Here is a 19,026-nt window from a genome sequence, read left to right as displayed (position 1 = left end):
TCGTGTCAGCGCCGTGACCGCCCGGTGTCTGGGCTCTCGGCGATCGTGGTGACATCAAGCCACCACGAGAGGATTCCCGATGAGCCAGCAGCTTTCCCCGGTCAAGGGCCTGCCGATGGACCGCGACGCCGGCCCGTTCGACCCGCCCGCCGCGCTGCGCGAAACCCGCCCGGTCAGCCCGATGCTGTTCCCGGACGGCCACGAGGGCTGGCTGATCACCGGTTACGACGCGGTCCGGCAGGTGATGTCCGACGCGCGGTTCTCTAACCGCCTGGACCTCGGCGTGGTCCACGTGCCGTACGAGACGCCGGGAATGCCGGTCGCCACCGAGCCGTCGCCGCAGATCCCCGGCCTGTTCATCAGCATGGACACCCCCGACCACACCCGGCTGCGGCGCAAGCTCACCGGCGCGTTCACCGTCAAGCGGATGAAGCAGCTCGAAGAAGGCATCATCAAGATCACCGAACAGCAACTGGACGCGGTCGCGCAGCTGGCGCCGCCGGTGGACCTCGTGCGGGAGTTCGCGCTGCCGGTGCCGTCGCTGGTGATCTGCGAGCTGCTCGGCGTTCCGTATGCCGACCGCGAGACCTTCCAGGCGAACTCGTCGAAGTTCATGGAACGGGACGTGAACCTCGAAGACAAGATGGCCGCGTTCGGCGGGATGATGGGCTACCTCGGCCAGCTGTGCGCGGACAAGCGCGCTGAGCCGGGCGAGGACATCCTGTCCGACCTGGCCCGCGACTCGGATCTCAGCATCGAAGAGCTGACCGGCATGGCGTTCCTGCTGTTGCTGGCCGGGCACGAGACGACCGCGAACATGCTGTCGCTGGGGGCATTCGCGCTGCTGGAGAACCCTGCGCGGCTGGATGAACTGCGCGCCGACCCGACGCTGTTCCCGAATGCGGTGGAGGAGTTGATGCGCTACCTGTCGGTGGCTGACATCTTCTACCGCTATGCGACCGAGGACGTCGAGATCGCCGGCGAGACGATTCCGGCTGGGTCGACTGTGGTCGTGTCGCTGCTCGCGGCCAACCGCGATCCGGCTCACTTCGAGAACCCCGATGTGCTCGACCTGCACCGGAAGGTCCGGGGGCAAGTGGCGTTCGGGCACGGGATCCATCAGTGCCTCGGGCAGCAGCTGGCTCGGATCGAGATGCGGGCCGGGTTCGAGGGATTGCTGCGCCGCTTCTCCGGCCTGCGGCTCGCGGTTCCGGCGGCTGAAGTGCCGTTGCGGACGAACATGAACATCTATGGGGTGCACGAACTTCCGGTCACCTGGTCCTGACTGTCCACTGAGGAGCTTAGACGAACGAGACGGCACCGGGAGGCGATCCTTCAGCCCGACACCACGGGCTCCGCGCGGGAGATCGCCGAGAACTCCGGACGGGACGGCTGCTGGCGCTGATCCGCTCCGAGATCGCCTTCGCCCGCAACGGAATGTTGGACTGGAAACCGGAAGCGCCCGTCGGTGTTCGCCTCGAACCCCTCGCCTTCGAGGCGAACACCGATCCCCCTACGCCGGGGCCTGGAACCCGCCGATCCGCTCCTCCAGCAGCTCGGCCAGCTTCAACGGCGTCCGGTCCTCGAACATCGGCCCGACCACCTGCACCCCCACCGGCAGCCCCTCGGCGGACAGGCCCGCGGGCATCGCCGTCGCGGGCAGGCCGGGCATGGTGGCCACGCCGGCCCAGACGAGCTGGTCGAAGAACGGGTATTCGACCCCGTCGATGTCGAGCCGGCAGGCCAGCAGATCGGGATTGTGGTCGTGCGGGAACGCGGGCGTCGGCGTCACCGGGCACACCACCGCGTCGAACTGGGCGAAGAATTGCCGCCAGGCGTGGCGATGCAGTTCTCGGCGGTTGTTGACCTCCAGCCAATCGCGGTGGGTGAGCACCATTCCGCGCAACCGCGACGCGTCGAGGGACTGGTCGTCGGCGCTCAGTCCGGCGGCGCGGGTCTGCAGTTGTTCGTACGCGTCGACGGGGAAACGCGCGACGGAGCCTGAAAACAGCAACTGTGTGTAGAGGGCCGCGGCTTCGGTCAGGTCGGGCAGCAGCGCGCTGTGGCGTTCGACGCTGGCCCCGCCGTCGGCCAGGGCGTCGGCTACCCGGTTCACGCCTGCCCGGACCGCGGCGCTGGTCGGGATGAGCGGATGGTCTTCGAGGATCAGGACCCTGAAGTCGCTCAACTGTTCGTGGCGTGCGGGTGGCAGGGCTAACTCGTGTGCCACGCCGTACGTCAGCGGGTCCGGTCCGGCCATGACGTCCAGCAGGAGCGCGAGGTCGCGGGCGGTGCGCGCCATCGGGCCGACGACGGCGAGGTCCAGGTCGACCGGCAACGCCGGCCCGGGCGGAGCGACCATGCCGCGGTTCGCTACCAGTCCGAGGGACGGCTTGTGCCCGTAGACGCCGCAGAAATGCGCGGGGGTGCGCAGCGAGCCGCCGATGTCGGAGCCGATGGACAGTGCGCCGAAGCCGGCCGCCAGTGCGGCCGACGAACCGCCGGAGGAGCCGCCGGGGGTGCGGTCGTGGTTCCACGGGTTGTTGGTCGTGCCGTAGACCGGGTTGGAGCTCTGCAAACCTTGCAAGCCCAAGGGCACGTTGGTTTTGCCCAGGATCACCGCGCCCGCCGCCTTGAGCCGCGACACCTGGACCGCGTCCTCGGCGGGCATGAAGTCCCGGTGCTGCGGCATGCCCCAGGTCGTGGGAAGTCCGGTGACGTTGTAGCACTCCTTGACCGTCACCGGGATGCCGAGCAGCGGCCGGTCCTCGCCGCGGGCGCGCGCCTGGTCGGCCTCCCGCGCGGCGGCGCGGGCACGGTCGAAGTCCGGCACGCAGATCGCGTTGAGCGCCTTGTCTTCCCGCTCGATGCGGGCGATTGCCTCCTCGGCCAGCTCCGCCGACGTCACTTCACCAGCACGCAAAGCAGCCGTGAGTTCTTCGGCCGACTGAAAGTTCCGCTCCATGAATTTGACCGTAACGGGTACCCGGAGGAGCCATAAAATATGAATTCGCACAACAGGGAGAGGCTCATTTGCCAGTGAGCGTCCACACTGGACGGGGGGGCGAAGGTGATCACGGTCATCCGCGGAGCGTGGCTCGTCGACGGCGAGGGCGGCCGGGGCGAGGTGGTGATTGACGGGGAGCGGATCACGGAGGTCGGGTCGCGAGTGCTGGTGCCGCCTGACGCGCGGGTGGTCGAGGCATCCGGCGGCACGCTGCTGCCCGGTCTCGTCGATTGCCACACCCATTCCTTTCCCGGCTCGCCGATTCAGGCCTTGGCGCTGGGCGTGACGACGGAGCTGGACATGTTCTCCTCGCCGGAAATCGCGGCGACGCTGCGGGCGTCGTCCGCGCGGCGCGCCGGGATGGCTGAGGTGCGGTCGGCGGGCACCGGGGCCGGCGCGCCGGGCGGGTATCCGGCGATGCTGGTCGAAAGCGGCGTCTACCCGCCGTATCCCACGCTCACCGAGCCGGAAGAGGCGGCGGCGTTCGTGCGGGATCGGGTCGCCGAGGGGTCCGATTACCTCAAGATCATCATCGAGGACGGGCAGGCGTACGGCCAGAACCTGCCGTGTCTGCGGCCGGAGGTAGTCGCGGCGCTGACGCTCGCCGCGCACGAGCACGGTTTGCTTGCCGTGGCGCACGTGAGCACCCGGGCCGCCACGGTCACGGCGCTGGAAGCGGGCGTCGATGTGCTGGCGCACGTGTTCACCGACGTGCCCGGCGACGCGAAAATCGCTGCGGCCATTGCCGAATCCGGTACGACGGTGGTGCCGACGCTGGTCCAGTTCGAGGGCCGGGACGGCGGCGGGCTGGCCGAAGATCCCCGGATCCGCCCGTACTTGCATCCGGCGAGCCTGCCGGGCCTCGCCGCCGACCGCGATCAGGGCCGGCTCGAGAACGCACTCGCGACGACGCGGCTCATCCACCGCCACGGCGGCACGCTGCTGGCGGGCACCGACACGCCCAATCCCGGAACCACGGCGGGTGCCAGCGTGCACCGCGAACTGGAGTTCCTGGTGCGGGCCGGGCTCTCCCCGCTGGCCGCCCTCGCCGCGGCGACCAGCGAGCCCGCCCGGGTGTTCGGGCTGGCCGGACGGGGCCGGATCGCGCCGGGGCAGCAGGCGGACCTGCTGCTGGTCGACGGTGATCCGACCAGCGACATCACGGCCACCCGGTCGGTGCGCGCAGTGTGGCGGCGTGGCGAGCGGTTCGATCGCGACGCGTATCGGGCCGGGCTCTCCTGACCGCCCGGATTAGGCCGGTGCTGGCAGTGTGGCGACGCAGCCAGCGATTCGATCGCGACCCATACCGGGCCGAGCTGTCCTGACCGCCCGATTCAGGCAGGTTTGGTCGCGGTCACCGTGCGCACCGGCGGGTACATGGCGAACGTCCATCCCGACCGGTCGACGTCGGCCAGCCCGGCGGCGGTCGCGGTGTGCGCGTGTTCCTTGGTCCGGCTGAAGTCGATCACGCCGAGCTTGCCGCCGGGGCGCAGCACGCGGGCGGCTTCGCGGATTGTCTTCTGCCGCAAGGACTTGTCGTGGATGTTGTGGATCGACACGCAGGCCAGCACGACGTCCACCGACCCGTCCGGCAAGGGCAGCTCGCTCATGTCGCCGTCGATCAGGCGCACCCGCTCGGCCACGCCGAGGATGCGCGCGTTGGCCATGCAGCGTTCGCGGGTGGAGCCCGCCTGGTCCGCGCCGCGCCACAGGTCGATGCCGACCGCCTCTCCCCCGGTCGCGATCTTCGCCGCGCCCAGCAGCATCAGGCCGCTCCCGCAGCCGAGGTCGAGCACGTCGTCGTCCGGCCGGATCCGCAGCCGCCGCAGCAGCCGGTCGCGGACCGTCAGTTTTCCGCGCAGCGAGCTGTAGACCATCGCGCCGGCGACCAGCACGCCGACCGCGGCCAGCCAGTATCCGACACCGCCGAGGTGCACGACCCCGGCCAGTTCGACCACGATCAGCGCCGCGCCCGCGAGAGCGAGCGCGGCATAGGCCGCCACGATCGGCGGGGCGTCCAGTCCGAAGAACGGCTTGTCCTGCCGCATGTCTTCGCCTCGTCTCAGTCAGGTTCCCGACGGTATACCCAAGGCACGCAGCGCGGGACCCGCCGTTTCGGGGGCCATCTGCCCGGCCAGTGACACCAGGTGTTCGGTCGCGGTCTGCCGGGCCTGCTCGGCGGCGGCCCGGCCCGCGGCTCCGGCGTCGGAACCGGTCTTGAAGCCGAAATAGGCCGAGACGAGTACGCCGATCGGGGTGTCGACCGCCCCGATGAGGCCGACGGTGCTCGCGGTGTCGCCGTGGAATTTCCAGATCACGACGACGTCCAGCAGCGCGAGCACCACGATCCCGGCCAGCACGGCCACGATCGCGTACCGCGCGGTGGCTGCTCCGGTCTGGTCTGCGGACATGGTTTCCTCCTGGTGCTGCGGACGGTTTTCAGGCCGACTCGACGATCTCCACCTCGCCGATGACCGTCGAGGCGACGACGGTGACCGGCTTGCCGCCGCCCTCGGCGGCTTGGTTGCGGCGCTCGCCGAGGAGGCTCCAGCCGCGCAGCGTCACCGGGGTTCCGGCGGGCACGGCGACCCGGATCTTGCCGATGACCGAGGTGAGCTTGAGCGTTGCGCCGTCCCCGGGTTCGGCGGCGACCAGATCGGTTCCGCCGATGATCGTCGTGACGGATTCCTGCCGCCACCCGGCGGGCAAGGCGGGCCGGCTGCCGCCGAAAAGGCTGAAACTCATCCTGGCTGCTCCTCGGTCGTCGTGGGAATGAGGTCGGTGAGCGCGGCGAGCAGCGCGCTGCCGTCGGGAACCCCGAGGCCGGTGCACGGATTCCAGCCCTCGCCCGCCCGATAGGCCCCGTTGCTGCCTTCCCGGACCGGCCGGAACACGGACCGGACGGCCGAGTTGTAAAGCAACGGGGCGATCCAGCCCGCCCGGCGGCCGAGCGTCTGGTTGATCCGCGCGGTCAGCGCCGCGAGCAACGGGGCTACGGCGCTGGTCCCGCCGACGGCCCGCGAACGGCCAGCCACCACGATCCGGTACGCGGTGGCGTGATCGGCGTTGCCCGCGAGATCGGGCAGGCCGCGTCCGGCCGCGCCACCCGGATTCGCGCACGCGGGCACGCTGGCGTCGCGCTGCCAGCCGGGCGGGCCGAACACTTCGCTGATCCCGCCGCCGCTCGAACCGTATTGACCCTGCCACACGACTTCGCGTGCGATGGCGCCGCTGCTGACGGTGAGGGTAGTGCCGCCGCAGGCCAAGGCATGAGGGCTGCTGGCGGGGAGTTCAACGTGTGCCCGGCCGTCGCGCTGGCCAGCTCCGGAGCCGGCGTCGCCCGTCGAGCAGCACACGGTGATACCCAGCAAGGCCGCCTCGGCGAACAGTTGGTCGAAGGCCTGCTGAGCCGCTGCGGTGAACAACGCTTCGGCCGCTCCCCAGCTGATCGACAGGACCGACGGGTTGCGGGCAGCGTCATGGATGGCGGTGGAAAGGACGTCCAGGAACCCGCGCTCGGTGTTCGGCGCGAAATAGACCGCGAGCGCCGCTCCGGGTGCCGCCGCCGCGGTGACCTGGATGTCCAGCGCGACCTCGCTGTCCGAACTGTTCGGCGGAACCGCGCCCGGGTCGGTCGGTGCGCCGTCCACGCTGATGGTCTCGATGCGGGGCACCGGCAGGCCGAGTCCGGCACAGTAGGCCGCGGTGTCGGCGGGACGGTGTGCGCCGCCCAGCTCGATCAGCGCGATGGTCTGGCCGGTGCCGTCGGAATTCGCCGGAAATCCGTACAGCGCCGCGATATCCGCCGCGCTGAGCACCGCCGGATCCGTGGTGTCGGCGAGGCTGCTGTGCGGGCGGGCGGCCGGGCGTTCGTCCAAGCCGAACACGCCGTCGATCACCGGTTCCAGGTCGGCGGGCAGGCTGATCACGCCCTCCCGGCCGCGATGCCGTCCGGCGGGCGAGTCGTACCAGCCGAACTCCACCCCGAACGCGACGGACAGCGCGGCGAGCGTGCCGGAGAGAGTCATGGTTCGCCGGGCGAGATCGGTGCTGAGCACGGTGAGGTCGTGCCGAGCGGCGAATGCGGTTACCGCTTCGGCATCAGCCGGATCCGCGCCGTGCCGCGCGGTGAGTTCCGCCCGCGACAGCCGCGTTCCCGGCCGCGGGGCCAGCGGCGTGCGGTTCCGGAGCAGCACGGTGACCTCGGCGGTGAGCGTCGGCTCGGGTCGTCCGGCCAAGGTCGCGCCGGGCGGGACGGCGCGGCGGCTTCCGGTCAGCGTGACGTTCACTCAGGCGCTCCGGAACTGGTCGCGGAACCGGCGGAAGGCCAGCACCGTCCGGTCGGCGTTGTCGTAGTCCGGCTCGACGTCGATCAGGTTCTCCCAGATCGGCAGATCCTGTTCCACCCCGGCCCGGCTGCGCTCCAGCAGATACCGGTACAGCTCCTCGCTGCGTTGCGCGGGCATCGCTTCGTGCGCGGACAGCGGCACCGCCAAGGAAAACCGGATCACGCAGCCGCCCTCGCGCCGAGGCGTGGCCGCCGTGATGGCCACGTACGGATAGTCGCCGCCCATCCGGGACACGACCACGTGCGGGCTGTAGGCCGTCGCCTCGAACGGGACCGCGACGGACTTCTCGCCGCCGCGCTGCCACTCGGACTTGGGCAGCACGAACACCCCACGCGCGGTGATGCTGTCCCGATCGCCGGGGACGAGCGTGAGCCCGGGATCCTCGCCGATGCCGTGCACCGGGCGGAAATGCGTGCCGTCAAAGGCATTCTCGATCACCAGGTCCGCACGCACCCGCGCGGGAAGCGTGAACCCGGGCAGGAACAGGTGGGTGACCGCGAGTTTGTCCAGCAGTTCGGCGAACGGCCCGCCGTCGCCGGTCTCCCAGCCCGCGAACACCAGGCCGCCGTAGCCGAGGACCGCGTGCTCGCGGACCCGGTACCGGCCCGGAGCCTGCTCGCCGATCCCGATCCGCTTGCCGTGGAAGGGACAGACGATCGCCGACCCGTCGAGTTGCCCGCCGTGTCCCAGGTGCGCCCCTCGGTGCGGGCAGGCGGCATCGGCGGCGCGGAGCCCGTCCGGCGTGCGCGCCAGCACGATCCGCGCCGGTCCCAGATCGACCGGGGTCAGCCCGGGGTGCAGCTCATGTTCGAAGGCTGCTTGATACCACCCTGCGTACATGCGTCCTCCAAATCGGCGACCAGCACTCGTGCCGCGAGCAATGCGGCGCTCTCCGGACCGGGCGGTGCGTTGCCCTCGCGAGGCAGCGCCGCGGCCTGAGCCGGCGTGAGGTCGAGCGGCGGCCGGTAGCGGCGGAAATGCACTCGAACTCCGGACGGAAGGGGTTCGACGGCGGCCACCGCAGGTCCCATCGACACCCGGATCCGAGCGCGCAGCCCCGAGTACTCGGCGTCGGAGAGTTCCACGACCTGCCCGACGAGCAGCCAGGTCCGCACGCCGTCCAGCACGCCCATGCCGATCGCGCCTGCCTTGGTCTCGGGCAGTTCGCGGCCCTGATTGTCCGGCACGGCAAGGAATTCAGCCCGCGCCAGCCGTTCGTCCGGGCACGCGGCCAGCAGCAGCGCGTGCACCGTCTGCCGAAGTTCGCGTACGGCCGGGCGGTCCTGAACCGGGCGAACTCGGCCGGCTTTCGCCAGCCCGTACACACACCAGCCGTCCGCGGCAGCGAGCCATTCCGGAGACTCGGGCCGCCGCAGGAACCGCGCCGGGCTGGCAAGCCTGGCCGGGGGCAGCCGGTCCAGCAGCGCGCGTGCCACCGGCTCCACCAGATCGTCGCCGATGCCGGGCCGGGAGCCGAGGATCGCGGTCGCCACCCGCCAGGCCAGCGCCTCCGGTACGGGCATCGCCAGCCAGTGCAGTGCCGCCCGCAGCCACAACCGCCGCGCCCGCTTCTGTTCGCCCGCAGCCTCCGCGACGCGGGCAAGGCATACGTTGGCATGCACCGCATCGCTGTCGGTCCGAACGCCCTCGACCGTCGCGAAAGCCCGCTCGTAGTACTCCCGGGCCCGCACGTGATCGCCTTGCCGCCGGTACAGCCGGGCCTGGTTGATGCGATTGACGTACTCCAGCCCGAAGTCACGCGGCCGCAGCAAGGCGGCACGGCGCTCGATGTCGCGCTCGGCCGCCAGCGCCTCGGCAGGCTGCCCGCCGCGCAACAGAGCCAGCGCCGTGATGTTGCTCAGGTACAGCCGTTCCCGCTTTCGCGCGTCCGGCCGCAGCTCGGCCGCTCGGGTCAGGTACTTCAGCGCGTCGGCCGCCTCCGCGGTCATGGCGAGTCCCCAACCCTTGGCTTGCCCGAGGAATCCGTACAGCTGCGCGGGAAGCGCGGGATCGGGATCCGGCACGGCAGCGGCTTCGGCGTAGCGGCACAACGCGATCCGCATGGCCTGCAGCCCCGCTTCCACGGCAGCGCGCCGGAGCGGGGTCGGGGCGCGTTCCGCCGCGCGCTCGGCAAGCCGGACGGCCAGACCGCCCGCGCCCGCACGCAGCGCCGACCAGGCGGTTCCGGCCAGCCGTCCCGCATCGGCGGGATCCGGGCTGCCATGGAAGCGGGCGTAGGCGTGCAGCCACGGCACGCCCGCCGACCGGGCTGCCAGCTCGTCGTAGTCCCGCTGGGCTCCCCCGGCGCGCCAGCCCGGCGGTATCAGCAGCTGGCCGCCGCGCAGCGCCACGAGTCCGTCCAGTCCGGCCGCGTCCACTTGCAACGCCAGCACCAGCACAGGATCGAGCAAACCGGGCACCAGCCCTAGAATCCGCGCGGCCGACGGCGCGGCCGGCTCATCCCAGACCGAGCCGGAGACCACGCGGCCACCGGCGGCGCGCAGGCCCTCGGCGAGGAAATCCAAGTACGCCAAGTCTTCGGGCTCCGCTGAATCGCCGGGCAGCAGTACCAGGGTGGTCTCCGCGGCGCGGTCGCCCAAGACGGCCAGCGCCGCTTCGGCGAACCCCGCAGCCGCCAGCACCCCCGCGTCGCCCGCGGCCTCCACGTCGATGCCGCCGCTGATCCGGCCGCCGTGCCCGGCCGCGCCCGGGGCGGCAAACGGATCCTCGCCATAGGCAGCGAGTGCCGGCGGGACGAACGGGATAGCGAGCTGGGCGGCGATCTGGCGGGCCGCGCCGTGCGGCTGCCACGAGCCCAGGGTCAGGTCGGCGACCAGCGGCGGTTCAGTCATCGCCGGTCACCGGGCCTAGCGCCAGGGAGTACACGGTCGAGGCGGTCACACCGTCCAGTCGCAGCAGATCGTCGAGTTCGTGGTCGAAGTAGCCGCCGAGGTTGACCGCGCCGAGCCCGAGCGCCGCCGCGGCCAGGCCGAGGTTCTGCGCCACGTGCCCGGCCTCCAGCAACGCGAACCGGTAGCCGCGGTCGCCGTATTTGAAGGTCGCCCGCTCGAACCAGGCCGTGAGGAACACCAGGATCCGGGCCCCGGTGACGATCTCGCGCTGCACGTAGCAGGCCGCGAGGTCGCGCGTGAGATCCCCGTCGTGCAGGTGGCGCAGCACCGCACCCGCCGGGTCGTAGTGGTAGAGCCCCGACCGCAGCCCGGTCACCCCGGTCGCGTGCAGGTACACCTCCAGCGGATACAGGCCGCCGGGCGAGGGCGTCGTGCGGAACGACCGGGGCTGGCCGCCACCGGCCGGGCGGTTCACCGCGTACGCGTGGTGCAGCACCGAGGCGAGCGCATCGAAGTCCACAGTGGACTGCGCGAACTCGCGGACGCTGGTCCGGCCGCGCAGCACCGGACCCAGTTCGGCGGTCAGCGGCCGGGGCCGCTCCGGCAGCGGCACCGCCGGGTACTGCGCGTACTCCAGCGTCTCGTGCAACTGCCGCATCCTGGCCAGCACCGCCGCGTCCGGCAGCGCGAGGAAATGCCGCGTGGTCTTCGAATTCTCGTGGAACACGCTCCACAGCTCGTCCTCGGGCGCGGGCGGATGGGTCAGCTGGTCCCACAGTTCCTGGGTCGTCACATCAGGTCCTCACGGATAGGGGTGCGGCGCGGGGTTGTCCCCGGCGGCCGGGTCGAGGCCGGGGTGGCCGAGGGTCTGCGGAACCGTCCGCAGCCGGTGTCCGCCGAGTGCGCGCAGCCCGTGGCCCAGCTGCAGCGGATGCATCCCCGGCACCACGGCGCGCACCACGGACAAACCCAGCTCGCCGACATCGGGCGTGGTCAGGTCGGCGAGCAGGACGCGCTCCCCGGCCGCGGCGACGCGGGCGCACACGGTGTCGAGGTCGCCCGCCGCGTCGCCGGTGCCCAGGTCGGGCAGATCCTCGAAGTCGGACCGCTGCTTCCCGGCGAAGAGGAAGTCCGCCAGCGGCAGGTTCGCGTGGTCGGCCCAGAAATTCAGGTGCTCCCGCTGCCCGGTCACGGTGCGGTGCAACGGCGGATCCGGCCGCAGCCTCGGCAACCTCGTATAGATCAGCTGCGAGTAGCGGCGCGTGTGCGCGAGTTCCTCCAAGGCCTTGCGCACGGCCGTGTGCGCGTCCACGGCCGCCGAACCGGCCACCACCAGCGCCGGACCGCCGGAGTGGCGGCTGCGCAGCGCGGCCAGCACCACCGGCACCCCGTGGTCGAGGGTCAGGTCGAACAGCGTCACCTCGGCCGCCGCGCGCTCGAACCGCGCCACCAGGTCGTACAGCTCGTCGGGCAGCGTCTCGATCATGATCTGCGGCGGGGAGAGCATCGCCTGCCAGGCGATCGTGATCGCGTCCCGTTCGACCACCTCGCACACGGCGGCGAGCGCGGCCCGCGACCAGCCGCCGTGGCAGGCCAGGCCGGTGGAGATCGGCTGGCAGATCGGCGCGTCCCCGCTGCCGGTGTAGAAGAAGTACGGCATGTACACCCGGGCCGCAGGCACGTGCACCCGCCGCCCGGTGTGGAAGTCGGTCATCGGCGTCCACCGGACCACGGTGTCCTCGGTGAACGGCTCGGGCGCGAAATCCGGCCAGGCGAACTGCGCCGGGTCGTACAGCGCGAACTCTTCCGGTGCCACGCAAGGGAATCCGGCCGAGGCCGCCGAAGTCAGCGGCAGCTGGTCCAGCTCGTACCACGCCGAGCAGTACCGCTCCACCGCCTCGCCGACGGCCTTGGCCACGGCGTCCTGCCGCGTCGCGGCGGCACCGCCGGTGGAGCGGAAGTTGTTCCGGCCGGTCAGCGGACCGGTGTTGGCGGCCAATGCGCCGTAGTGGAAGAAATCCGGCGCGCCGGGATCCCGGTGCACCTCGCTGACCGAGGCGACGACCCCGACCCTCGGATCGACGAGACGGTCCACGATGTCGGCCAGCCCGGGCCGGATCTGCGACGGCGCGGTCATCACAGATCCGACCCGTTCATCCGGATCGCGGTGGCCGCGTGCGCGTTCGCCGGGCTGCAGACCGGGCAGCGCGGAATCCGCAGCACCCGTCGGGTGCGCACCGCGGGCTCGGCCACGTTGACCTCGATCAGCGTTCCGGCCTGCCGGGTGGGCGGACGTCCGCCGCCGAACCATTTGGACACCTCGACCGCGGCCAGTTCCGCCAGCACCGCAGACGCGGCCGGGTGCGCGGCGGTGAACCGCTGCCCCGCCCACGCCTCCGGTTCGACCGCGCGGTGCGCGTCCGGGTCGTCCAGCTGCGAGGCCTCCCGCGCCCGAAGGCATTCGTAGCAGGGTGTCTCGCCGAAGACGGCCAGCGGCCCGATCGTGCCGACCAGGTTGTCCTGCACCACGGGCAGGAACGGGAGCCGGGCCTGCGCGCAGAACCGGTTCCACGGCCGCAGGCTCGGCACCCGGCCGAAGTCGGACGCGGCGATCACGCAGTGCACGGTGTCCGGACCCGCCTGGTCCAGCCAGTCCGGACCGGCCGTGCCCACGCCGTCCCGCAGCAGGTCCTGCGGGGTGAGAGCGGTATTGCGCAGTTCGGGGAAATCCAGCAGCCGGACGTCGGCGGCCCCGAGCGCGGTCAGCGCCGGCACCAGCCGCTGCGACACGGTGTTGACCCCGATCACGGTGATCGCGCGGGAAGCCAGCGTCTGCCGGACTGTGCGCGCGGATTGGCCGACGTGCCAATAGAAAACGTCGGCACGGTCGTCCTCCCACGGCACATCCGCGGCAACCAGCAGCCTGCGCTTGCGCAGCTCGGTCACCAGGGTGCCCAGCTCCGCCCGATCCGGCTCGGGGAAGCGCTCCAGCGCCTCCGCCACGGTGGCGCCGGGCGCGCGGAAAGCCTGCAGCAGTGCGGTAAGCGCGGCCTGCGCGCCCGCCCCGGCGATCTTCAGTTCGGCACCGCCGCGACGCAGCAGCACGGCATCGTCCAGCGGGATCAGCTGCACGGGCAGTGCCACCAGGCGATCCCGGGGCGGGGCGGCGGTTGTGGTGCCGCGGGTCTGTTCGGTCAGGCTTTCAGTCACCACGAGCTCGCTTTCCGGGTGGTCTCGATCGCGGGTTCCGCCGGTGCGGTGTGCTGAGCGCGGAATTCGCCGGAACGGTCCCGGAAACGCCGGTAGAGCGCCCGGTAGGCGTCGTGGAATTCCTGGAGCGGCATCCGGGTCCGGGTCACCGCGTGCTGGCAGTCGAACTGGTCCCAGTCGGGCCGTCCGTTCGCCTGCCTCGGCAGCACGGACTCGAAGTCGGCCAGCAGTTCGGTGCCCGGCAGCGGAGTGAGCACCGTGAAGGTCGGGAACCGGATGCGGTGGTGCTCGATGAACTTCACCAGCCTGCGGAAGTCGCGCGGCTCGTAGTCGGTGTTCACCACGAACTGGGCGAAGATCTCGATGCCGAGTTCTTCGGCGGCCCGGATGCCCTCCTCGATTTGAGACAGCCGGGTCTTCTTCCGGTACTCGCCCAGGTCCTTCTCGGTGATCGCGTCGATGCCGACGAAGATCCGTTCCAGCCCGATGTCGCGCCACGCGGCGAGAACGTCCCGGTTGCGCAGCAGCGAGTCGATCCGGCAGTAGGCGAACAGCCTTTTGCGCACGCCGGCGGCGGCGATCGCGGCGGCGAGCTCGCGCATCCGGTGCCCGTTGATGAACGCCTCGTCGTCCACGAGGAACACGAACTCCTCGGGGATCTCCGCCAGTTCGGCGACCACCGCGTCGATGGCGCGCATGTAGTAGCGCCCGCCCATGAGCTGCCAGAGCGAGCAGAAATTGCAGCGGAACGGGCAGCCGACCGTGGTGCGCACCAACGCGATCGGGCGCATCCAGTCGATGAAGTAGGACGCGCGGTCCGCGCCGGTGAGCGTGCGGTCCGGCAGCGGGAGCGAGTCCACTTCGAACGGGGCCTCCGGCCCGCCGGAGGCGAACTTCCCGTCGATCCGCGACCACAGCCCGCCGATCCCGGCCACGGGCGCGTCCGCTTCCAGCCGGTGGAGCAACTGCCGGAACGGGCCGACGCCCTCGCCGCACACCACGTAGTCGATCTCGGCGGCGAAGAAGTCCTCCGGCAGGAAGGTGGCGTGGTGTCCGCCGATCACCGTGCGCGCGTTCGGCAGGTTCGCCCGGACGGTCCGGCACACGGCCAAGGCGGCCAACACGTGCATCGTGTACGCGGTGACCCCGACCAGGTCCGGACGGAACTGGCCGAGCACGCTTTCGAGATCGTCGGGATGCAGCCGCAGGTCGAGGATGCGCACCTCGTGGCCGCGCAGCCGGGCGGCGGAGGCGAGATACTCCAGGGACAACGGCTCCGAGATCGCGCCGAGGTCGGCGTTCCATTCGGGTTCGGTGCTGGCCAGCGGCCAGATCAGCAGGATGCGCACGGCGGATGCTCCAAAAGGGCCGGGAGGCCCCCGGCACGGCGGCCGGGGGCTGGCGGTCAGTTCGCTCGGACCGGTGCCCGCCGCCTCACCCTGCCTCGACCAGCATGGTGGCCGAGGTGCAGCACGGCGTGCAGGTGCAGCACGAGATGCCGTCGTCCGCGGCTGCGGCGACGCCCGAGGACTGTCCTGAACCGACTGCCGCGCTGACCCGTTCCGGAGTGAACACGCTCTGGATCGCGGTGACGTCCTGCAGGCTCAGGTTCAGGTCGCCCCCGGCGCTGCGGGTCGGAGCCTGCGCGGTGCCGCCGCTGTACGCGCTGGCGGCGGCCGCGGTGTCGCCAGCGCCCCACAGCGCCAGCAACTGTCCCTTGGTCAGCTGCTTGACGTCGTTGGGCAAGTTCGCGATGTCGGCGTCGCTGACCCCCATGGCCTTGGCCAGATCGACGATGCTCGCGCTGTCGGGAAGATTGGACATGCCGAAACAACTCCTTCGAATACGAAACCGGGAACGCGCGAATCGGCGATTCCCTCGAAAACAGACAACCGGGAAGAAGACGCCCCGGAACTTTCGTGCCGCCTCGACGGCGGGCGCGATTAATCGAAACGGGCGCCGGGCGCTCCGCCGCCAGCTTCGGATGTCATTCGCTGATTAATTGACACGGCACGACAGGCTGCCAATTAGCCCGGCTCGGGCTTGGACGCACTCAAGCCCGACAACACGGGCTCGAGTGTGCACGGCTGAACTGTCGCGCGACGTGCCCCGTCCGCGGCTTTTCGCCGTCGTGAGCACGGGAACGTCAAGCAGCGCAACAGGTCTCGGCACGAACCGAACCCCGGAAGGCGCTCCCGATCTTCACCGCCGCCACGCCCCTCGGCGCAACCACCGGAAAGCAGGAAATGTCACCCGGCCGCCCCCGCGGCCGTCGCCCAGCGTAGAACTCCGTCCCCACCTTGCCCCCCCTTCAGATCGATGATCCGAGTCCGCGGCGAGAAACGCGTCACCGTCGGCGACACCCGCTCCCGGAAGCAGCGCCGCGACCGGAACATCCACACCCCAGAAAACTGCTTCATCGGATGTCGTCCGTTGCTACATTCGCCGTAGCGGGCGTGAATCGCCAGCTTTTTAGCCCAGGCTAAAAAGGATCATGAATCAGGGGAGGATTCGTGGTTGAGATCAGGCTGTCGCACCGCGGGATCGCCCGGACGACCCTTGCCGCATCGTCACCGCTGACCGAGACCGTATTCAGTATCCGCACATTGCTGTCGCCGGTCTCGCGATTTCCGCTGCATCAGCCGTGGACCCGGCGCGTGCGGAAGATCGTGCGCGACCGCGGGGTCGACCTCACGCTGCTGACGGAACTCGTCCGTCCCGGGCAGCCGGTGCCCGCGTTCCTGGCGCCGCCGCCCTACACGCCGGTCATGACCGCGGAGCTGGCGCGGCTGCGCGCCGTGCCGGCCGAATCCGTCCGCCAGGAACTCGACCTGCACCTCCGTTTCGGCCTCCCGCCGACACCGCGGCTGGCTCAGCTGCGCGCGGAGCCGGAGGCGGGGCTGGCCGAGCTGGCGACAACAGTCGAGGCGTACTGGCGGCTCGCGATCGAACCGCACTGGCCCACCCTGCGGCTCGCCCTCGAAGGCGACCTCGCCCACCGCACCCGGCAGCTCGCGCACGGCGGCCTGACCACGCTGTTCGCCAACCTCCATTCCGACCTCTCCTGGGACGAGGACCGCACCCTCAGATGGAACTTCCCGCTGCCGCTGCCCGCCGCGACGAGCAATGCCGGGATCCAGCTGCATCCCTCGGCGTTCCTCGCCATCACCGGCAACACCACATCGCAGTGCTGGCCTCCCACGATGTGTTACCCGACGCGCTGCGTCGCAGCGCTGTGGGACCGGCCGCATCCGTGCCCCGACCCGCTGACCGCCCTCGCCAAAATCCTCGGCAGGTCCCGCGCGCTCCTGCTGTCCGAACTGGCCGGCCCCGCGACCACCACCGAACTCGCGCTCCGCACCCGGCTCACCACCGGATGCGTGTCCCAGCACCTCACTGCGCTCCATCACGCGGGCCTGGTCACCGCCCGGCGCGACGGCCTGTACGTCCTCTACGCGCGCACTGCGGTCTCCGACGCTCTCCTCGCCGGCGGCATGGACCAGAAACCGACCTGAAGCCTCAGCCGGTCAGTGGTCCCAGAATCCTTGCTGCTCAAGCAAAGCCACTGCCCGCTCGCCCGCGTCGGCGAGATGTTTCTCCACGAGCGTCCGGGCTCGGGCGGCCGAGCGGGCGGACAACGCGGCCAGGATCAGCCGGTGGTCGGCCCGCGCCTTGTCCGGCCAGTCCTCGTGCGCCTCGTAAAACCCGTGCGACACCGTCTTGCCCAGGATGCCGAGCAGCGAGAGGAGCCGACGCGAGTCGGCCGCGTAGTTGATCCTCCGGTGGAACTCGAAGTTCAGCCGTTCCTGCTCGGCACGGTCCACAGCGGACTCCATCCGGTCCGCCAGATCGTGCATCGCCTGAAGGCTTTCCGGGGACAGGTTCTTCGCCGCGCGCTCCGCGGCCAATCCGGACACGACGCCGAACACCCGGAAATGGTCCCGGATGTCGTCGCGCGTCATCCGGGCCACGAACGCGCCGCGGCGGGCGATGTGCTCCACCACGCCCTCGTGGTCGAGGGTGATCAACGCTTCGCGGACGGGCAGCTTGCTGATGCCGAGTTCGTCGGCGAGCGCCTCCTGATCGATCTTCGCCCCGGCCCGGAGCTGACCGGAGAAGACCCGCCGCCGGATCTCCTGCGCGGCCATCGCGTTGAGATTCGCCGGCCCGGCGCGACGCGGTCCGGCACTCGCGGTTTCGGGCATCGCCACGGCCTTCCCCCATCCCTGCGCCGACGACTGCATCGGATGAAGTATTACACGACCATGGCACTCCCGGGTGGCCCCTTCGCTCTCCGGAGGGCACGTCGGACGCCGTCCAAACCTGCTCTCGACCTGCAGTTTTGCTTCCTCCCGGCGGTCAGCCGACGGCGTGAGTCGTCCGATGATCGCTGATAAAGTATTTTCTCACCGGACGGTCTGGGGGCATGGCGGCAGCGGTGACTCCCGCAGTCTGGACTGGGAGGCTGTCGCCGCCGCGCCCTCCCTGGTCGCAGTGATTCAGGCCAACGACCCGGCACGGTGTGGCAGGATGCCGACATGACATCGACGCTAAGGACAGATGCCGCGTAAGCGGCCGAGCGCTGTTCGCGCTGATAAGTTTCGTGCCCGCTTCCGCTCGTCGGCACCGTCGGTCCGCGGGGTGAGCGGCAGAGCGCAGAAGGCCATCGAGAGGGTCGACCCGCAGCTGTGGCCCGGTTCTGTCGCGCTGGCACTCGAGCGGTACCGGCAGTTCCTCAACCAGCCCGGCCGTTGGCTGTACGTTCCGGGACCGGAGCTCACGTGGGTCGACCCGGTCGATGCCCGGGACGAACTCGAGCGCGCGCTGATTCTGTTGCCGCGCGGCGCTCGTGCCGAACTGCGGCGTCTCGTCGCTCCTCTCGACGGCGAGTTCGAACGGCGGACCTTGCCGGATCCGCGGGCTGGTTCGATCAGTCCTTGGCAGGCCGCCGCTTGGTGGCGTCGGCGGCTGCAGGAGTGACCGGGCGATCGGTCAGCTGCTCCTCACCCGATCGCCGGGCCGAGGTCAGTTCTGCGGTCCACCAAGGGCTGTTGCGGCGACCAGGTGCTCCCGTTGTACGTCGACCACCAGATGTGGTTGTCGGTGCCCGCGCCCCGCCAGGTCATGAACAGCTGCCCGTTCGCGGCCCGGCCCAGCGCGGGCGACGCTTCCGTCCGGCGATCGGTCAGCGGCTGCTGCGGCGACCACCCGCTCCCGTCGTAGGTCGACCACCAGATCAGGTTGTCGCCGCTGGCTCCGCGCCATGCCATCACCAACTGGCCGTCTCCGGTGCGGCCCAGCGCGGGGGCGGTTTCCGTCCGGCGGTCGGTCAAAGGCTGCTGCGGCGACCACGTGCCGCCGTCGAAGCTGGACCACCAGATGAGGTTGTCGGTGCCCGTTCCTCGCCACGCCATGCCCAGCGCGGGCGCCTGGGCTCGGTGTGGTGCCGCGCTGCCGCTGGATGCCGCGGGGGCGGCGAACAGGGCGCCGCCCGCCAGCACGGCAGCCGCGAGCGTTGCCAGGGTTCTCGATCTCGTCATGATATTCCCCTCTGCCAGGGATTCCATTGACCCGAGTACGCGCGGAAGTGACCGCGCGGTATCGAGAA

General features: G+C 70.8%; 18 protein-coding genes. 4 read left to right on the top strand and 14 right to left on the bottom strand.

The window, feature by feature from the left end:
* Window positions 1–79: 79 nt before the first annotated feature.
* Window positions 80–1,285: a cytochrome P450 gene (locus ABD156_RS18875; RefSeq protein ID WP_344274791.1), complete on the top strand. Its 1,206-nt coding sequence runs from the start codon at window positions 80–82 to the stop codon at window positions 1,283–1,285.
* Between the two features lie 228 nt (window positions 1,286–1,513).
* On the opposite strand, the gene ABD156_RS18870 is transcribed toward ABD156_RS18875, so the two are convergent.
* Entirely contained in the window at window positions 1,514–2,965 is a 1,452-nt protein-coding gene (locus tag ABD156_RS18870) for an amidase (RefSeq protein WP_344274788.1), read from the bottom strand.
* A 105-nt stretch (window positions 2,966–3,070) separates the two neighbouring features.
* On the opposite strand from ABD156_RS18870, the gene ABD156_RS18865 reads away from it, so the two are divergent.
* Window positions 3,071–4,249, top strand: a complete 1,179-nt coding sequence (locus tag ABD156_RS18865) for an amidohydrolase family protein (RefSeq protein ID WP_344274786.1) — start codon at window positions 3,071–3,073, stop codon at window positions 4,247–4,249.
* A 92-nt stretch (window positions 4,250–4,341) separates the two neighbouring features.
* Here the strand turns inward: ABD156_RS18865 and ABD156_RS18860 are convergent, their stop codons facing one another.
* The 11 genes from ABD156_RS18860 to ABD156_RS18810 all read right to left on the bottom strand — a co-directional run bounded on the left by ABD156_RS18860 (window position 4,342) and on the right by ABD156_RS18810 (window position 15,242).
* Complete coding sequence (locus ABD156_RS18860) at window positions 4,342–5,055, bottom strand: class I SAM-dependent methyltransferase (protein WP_344274784.1); 714 nt, start codon at window positions 5,053–5,055, stop codon at window positions 4,342–4,344.
* An 18-nt stretch (window positions 5,056–5,073) separates the two neighbouring features.
* Window positions 5,074–5,418 carry a hypothetical protein gene (locus ABD156_RS18855; RefSeq protein ID WP_344274781.1) on the bottom strand — a complete coding sequence of 115 codons (345 nt, stop codon included), beginning with the start codon at window positions 5,416–5,418 and terminating at the stop codon, window positions 5,074–5,076.
* Window positions 5,419–5,446: 28 nt separating this feature from the next.
* Window positions 5,447–5,752 (bottom strand): hypothetical protein, encoded by a 306-nt coding sequence (locus tag ABD156_RS18850; RefSeq protein ID WP_344274778.1) that lies wholly within the window; start codon window positions 5,750–5,752, stop codon window positions 5,447–5,449.
* Window positions 5,749–7,296: a S53 family peptidase gene (locus ABD156_RS18845; RefSeq protein WP_344274775.1), complete on the bottom strand. Its 1,548-nt coding sequence runs from the start codon at window positions 7,294–7,296 to the stop codon at window positions 5,749–5,751. The genes ABD156_RS18850 and ABD156_RS18845 overlap by 4 nt, the downstream gene beginning before the upstream one ends.
* A complete protein-coding gene (locus ABD156_RS18840) occupies window positions 7,297–8,196 on the bottom strand; it encodes a Rieske 2Fe-2S domain-containing protein (RefSeq protein ID WP_344274772.1) in 900 nt (299 codons plus the stop codon).
* Entirely contained in the window at window positions 8,142–10,208 is a 2,067-nt protein-coding gene (locus ABD156_RS18835; protein ID WP_344274769.1) for a tetratricopeptide repeat protein, read from the bottom strand. The genes ABD156_RS18840 and ABD156_RS18835 overlap by 55 nt, the downstream gene beginning before the upstream one ends.
* Window positions 10,201–11,001, bottom strand: a complete 801-nt coding sequence (locus ABD156_RS18830) for a SagB/ThcOx family dehydrogenase (protein WP_344274767.1) — start codon at window positions 10,999–11,001, stop codon at window positions 10,201–10,203. Before ABD156_RS18830 ends, ABD156_RS18835 begins: the two co-directional genes overlap by 8 nt.
* Window positions 11,002–11,010: 9 nt before the next feature.
* Window positions 11,011–12,345, bottom strand: coding sequence for a YcaO-like family protein (locus ABD156_RS18825; protein ID WP_344274764.1), 1,335 nt, complete (start codon window positions 12,343–12,345; stop codon window positions 11,011–11,013).
* Window positions 12,345–13,418: a TOMM precursor leader peptide-binding protein gene (locus ABD156_RS18820; RefSeq protein ID WP_344274762.1), complete on the bottom strand. Its 1,074-nt coding sequence runs from the start codon at window positions 13,416–13,418 to the stop codon at window positions 12,345–12,347. Before ABD156_RS18820 ends, ABD156_RS18825 begins: the two co-directional genes overlap by 1 nt.
* On the bottom strand, window positions 13,415–14,767 hold the full coding sequence (locus ABD156_RS18815) for a B12-binding domain-containing radical SAM protein (RefSeq protein ID WP_344274759.1): 1,353 nt from the start codon (window positions 14,765–14,767) through the stop codon (window positions 13,415–13,417). Before ABD156_RS18815 ends, ABD156_RS18820 begins: the two co-directional genes overlap by 4 nt.
* Before the next feature lie 85 nt (window positions 14,768–14,852).
* A complete protein-coding gene (locus ABD156_RS18810) occupies window positions 14,853–15,242 on the bottom strand; it encodes a hypothetical protein (RefSeq protein ID WP_344274756.1) in 390 nt (129 codons plus the stop codon).
* A 689-nt stretch (window positions 15,243–15,931) separates the two neighbouring features.
* Between ABD156_RS18810 and ABD156_RS18805 the strand changes: the two genes are divergently transcribed.
* Window positions 15,932–16,933, top strand: a complete 1,002-nt coding sequence (locus tag ABD156_RS18805; RefSeq protein ID WP_344274753.1) for an ArsR/SmtB family transcription factor — start codon at window positions 15,932–15,934, stop codon at window positions 16,931–16,933.
* 12 nt (window positions 16,934–16,945) lie between these two features.
* Here the strand turns inward: ABD156_RS18805 and ABD156_RS18800 are convergent, their stop codons facing one another.
* Window positions 16,946–17,662: a GntR family transcriptional regulator gene (locus ABD156_RS18800; RefSeq protein ID WP_344274751.1), complete on the bottom strand. Its 717-nt coding sequence runs from the start codon at window positions 17,660–17,662 to the stop codon at window positions 16,946–16,948.
* A gap of 397 nt (window positions 17,663–18,059) precedes the next feature.
* On the opposite strand from ABD156_RS18800, the gene ABD156_RS18795 reads away from it, so the two are divergent.
* On the top strand, window positions 18,060–18,398 hold the full coding sequence (locus ABD156_RS18795; RefSeq protein WP_344274748.1) for a hypothetical protein: 339 nt from the start codon (window positions 18,060–18,062) through the stop codon (window positions 18,396–18,398).
* A gap of 23 nt (window positions 18,399–18,421) precedes the next feature.
* On the opposite strand, the gene ABD156_RS18790 is transcribed toward ABD156_RS18795, so the two are convergent.
* Window positions 18,422–18,958, bottom strand: coding sequence for a PLL family lectin (locus ABD156_RS18790; RefSeq protein WP_344274745.1), 537 nt, complete (start codon window positions 18,956–18,958; stop codon window positions 18,422–18,424).
* Window positions 18,959–19,026: the final 68 nt, after the last annotated feature.

It is taken from the genome of Amycolatopsis albidoflavus, assembly GCF_039525725.1.
Classification (GTDB): Bacteria; Actinomycetota; Actinomycetes; order Mycobacteriales; family Pseudonocardiaceae; genus Amycolatopsis; species Amycolatopsis albidoflava.
This window is presented reverse-complemented; position numbering and strand designations above follow the sequence as displayed.

What these genes read in the sequence shown, in the direction of transcription:
- ABD156_RS18875 (WP_344274791.1), top strand. Translation starts at nt 80, where the DNA reads ATGAGCCAGCAGCTTTCCCCGGTCAAGGGCCTGCCGATGGACCGCGAC.
- ABD156_RS18870 (WP_344274788.1), bottom strand. Translation starts at nt 2,965, where the DNA reads ATGGAGCGGAACTTTCAGTCGGCCGAAGAACTCACGGCTGCTTTGCGT.
- ABD156_RS18860 (WP_344274784.1), bottom strand. Translation starts at nt 5,055, where the DNA reads ATGCGGCAGGACAAGCCGTTCTTCGGACTGGACGCCCCGCCGATCGTG.
- ABD156_RS18855 (WP_344274781.1), bottom strand. Translation starts at nt 5,418, where the DNA reads ATGTCCGCAGACCAGACCGGAGCAGCCACCGCGCGGTACGCGATCGTG.
- ABD156_RS18850 (WP_344274778.1), bottom strand. Translation starts at nt 5,752, where the DNA reads ATGAGTTTCAGCCTTTTCGGCGGCAGCCGGCCCGCCTTGCCCGCCGGG.
- ABD156_RS18840 (WP_344274772.1), bottom strand. Translation starts at nt 8,196, where the DNA reads ATGTACGCAGGGTGGTATCAAGCAGCCTTCGAACATGAGCTGCACCCC.
- ABD156_RS18835 (WP_344274769.1), bottom strand. Translation starts at nt 10,208, where the DNA reads ATGACTGAACCGCCGCTGGTCGCCGACCTGACCCTGGGCTCGTGGCAG.
- ABD156_RS18825 (WP_344274764.1), bottom strand. Translation starts at nt 12,345, where the DNA reads ATGACCGCGCCGTCGCAGATCCGGCCCGGGCTGGCCGACATCGTGGAC.
- ABD156_RS18810 (WP_344274756.1), bottom strand. Translation starts at nt 15,242, where the DNA reads ATGTCCAATCTTCCCGACAGCGCGAGCATCGTCGATCTGGCCAAGGCC.
- ABD156_RS18800 (WP_344274751.1), bottom strand. Translation starts at nt 17,662, where the DNA reads ATGCAGTCGTCGGCGCAGGGATGGGGGAAGGCCGTGGCGATGCCCGAA.
- ABD156_RS18790 (WP_344274745.1), bottom strand. Translation starts at nt 18,958, where the DNA reads ATGACGAGATCGAGAACCCTGGCAACGCTCGCGGCTGCCGTGCTGGCG.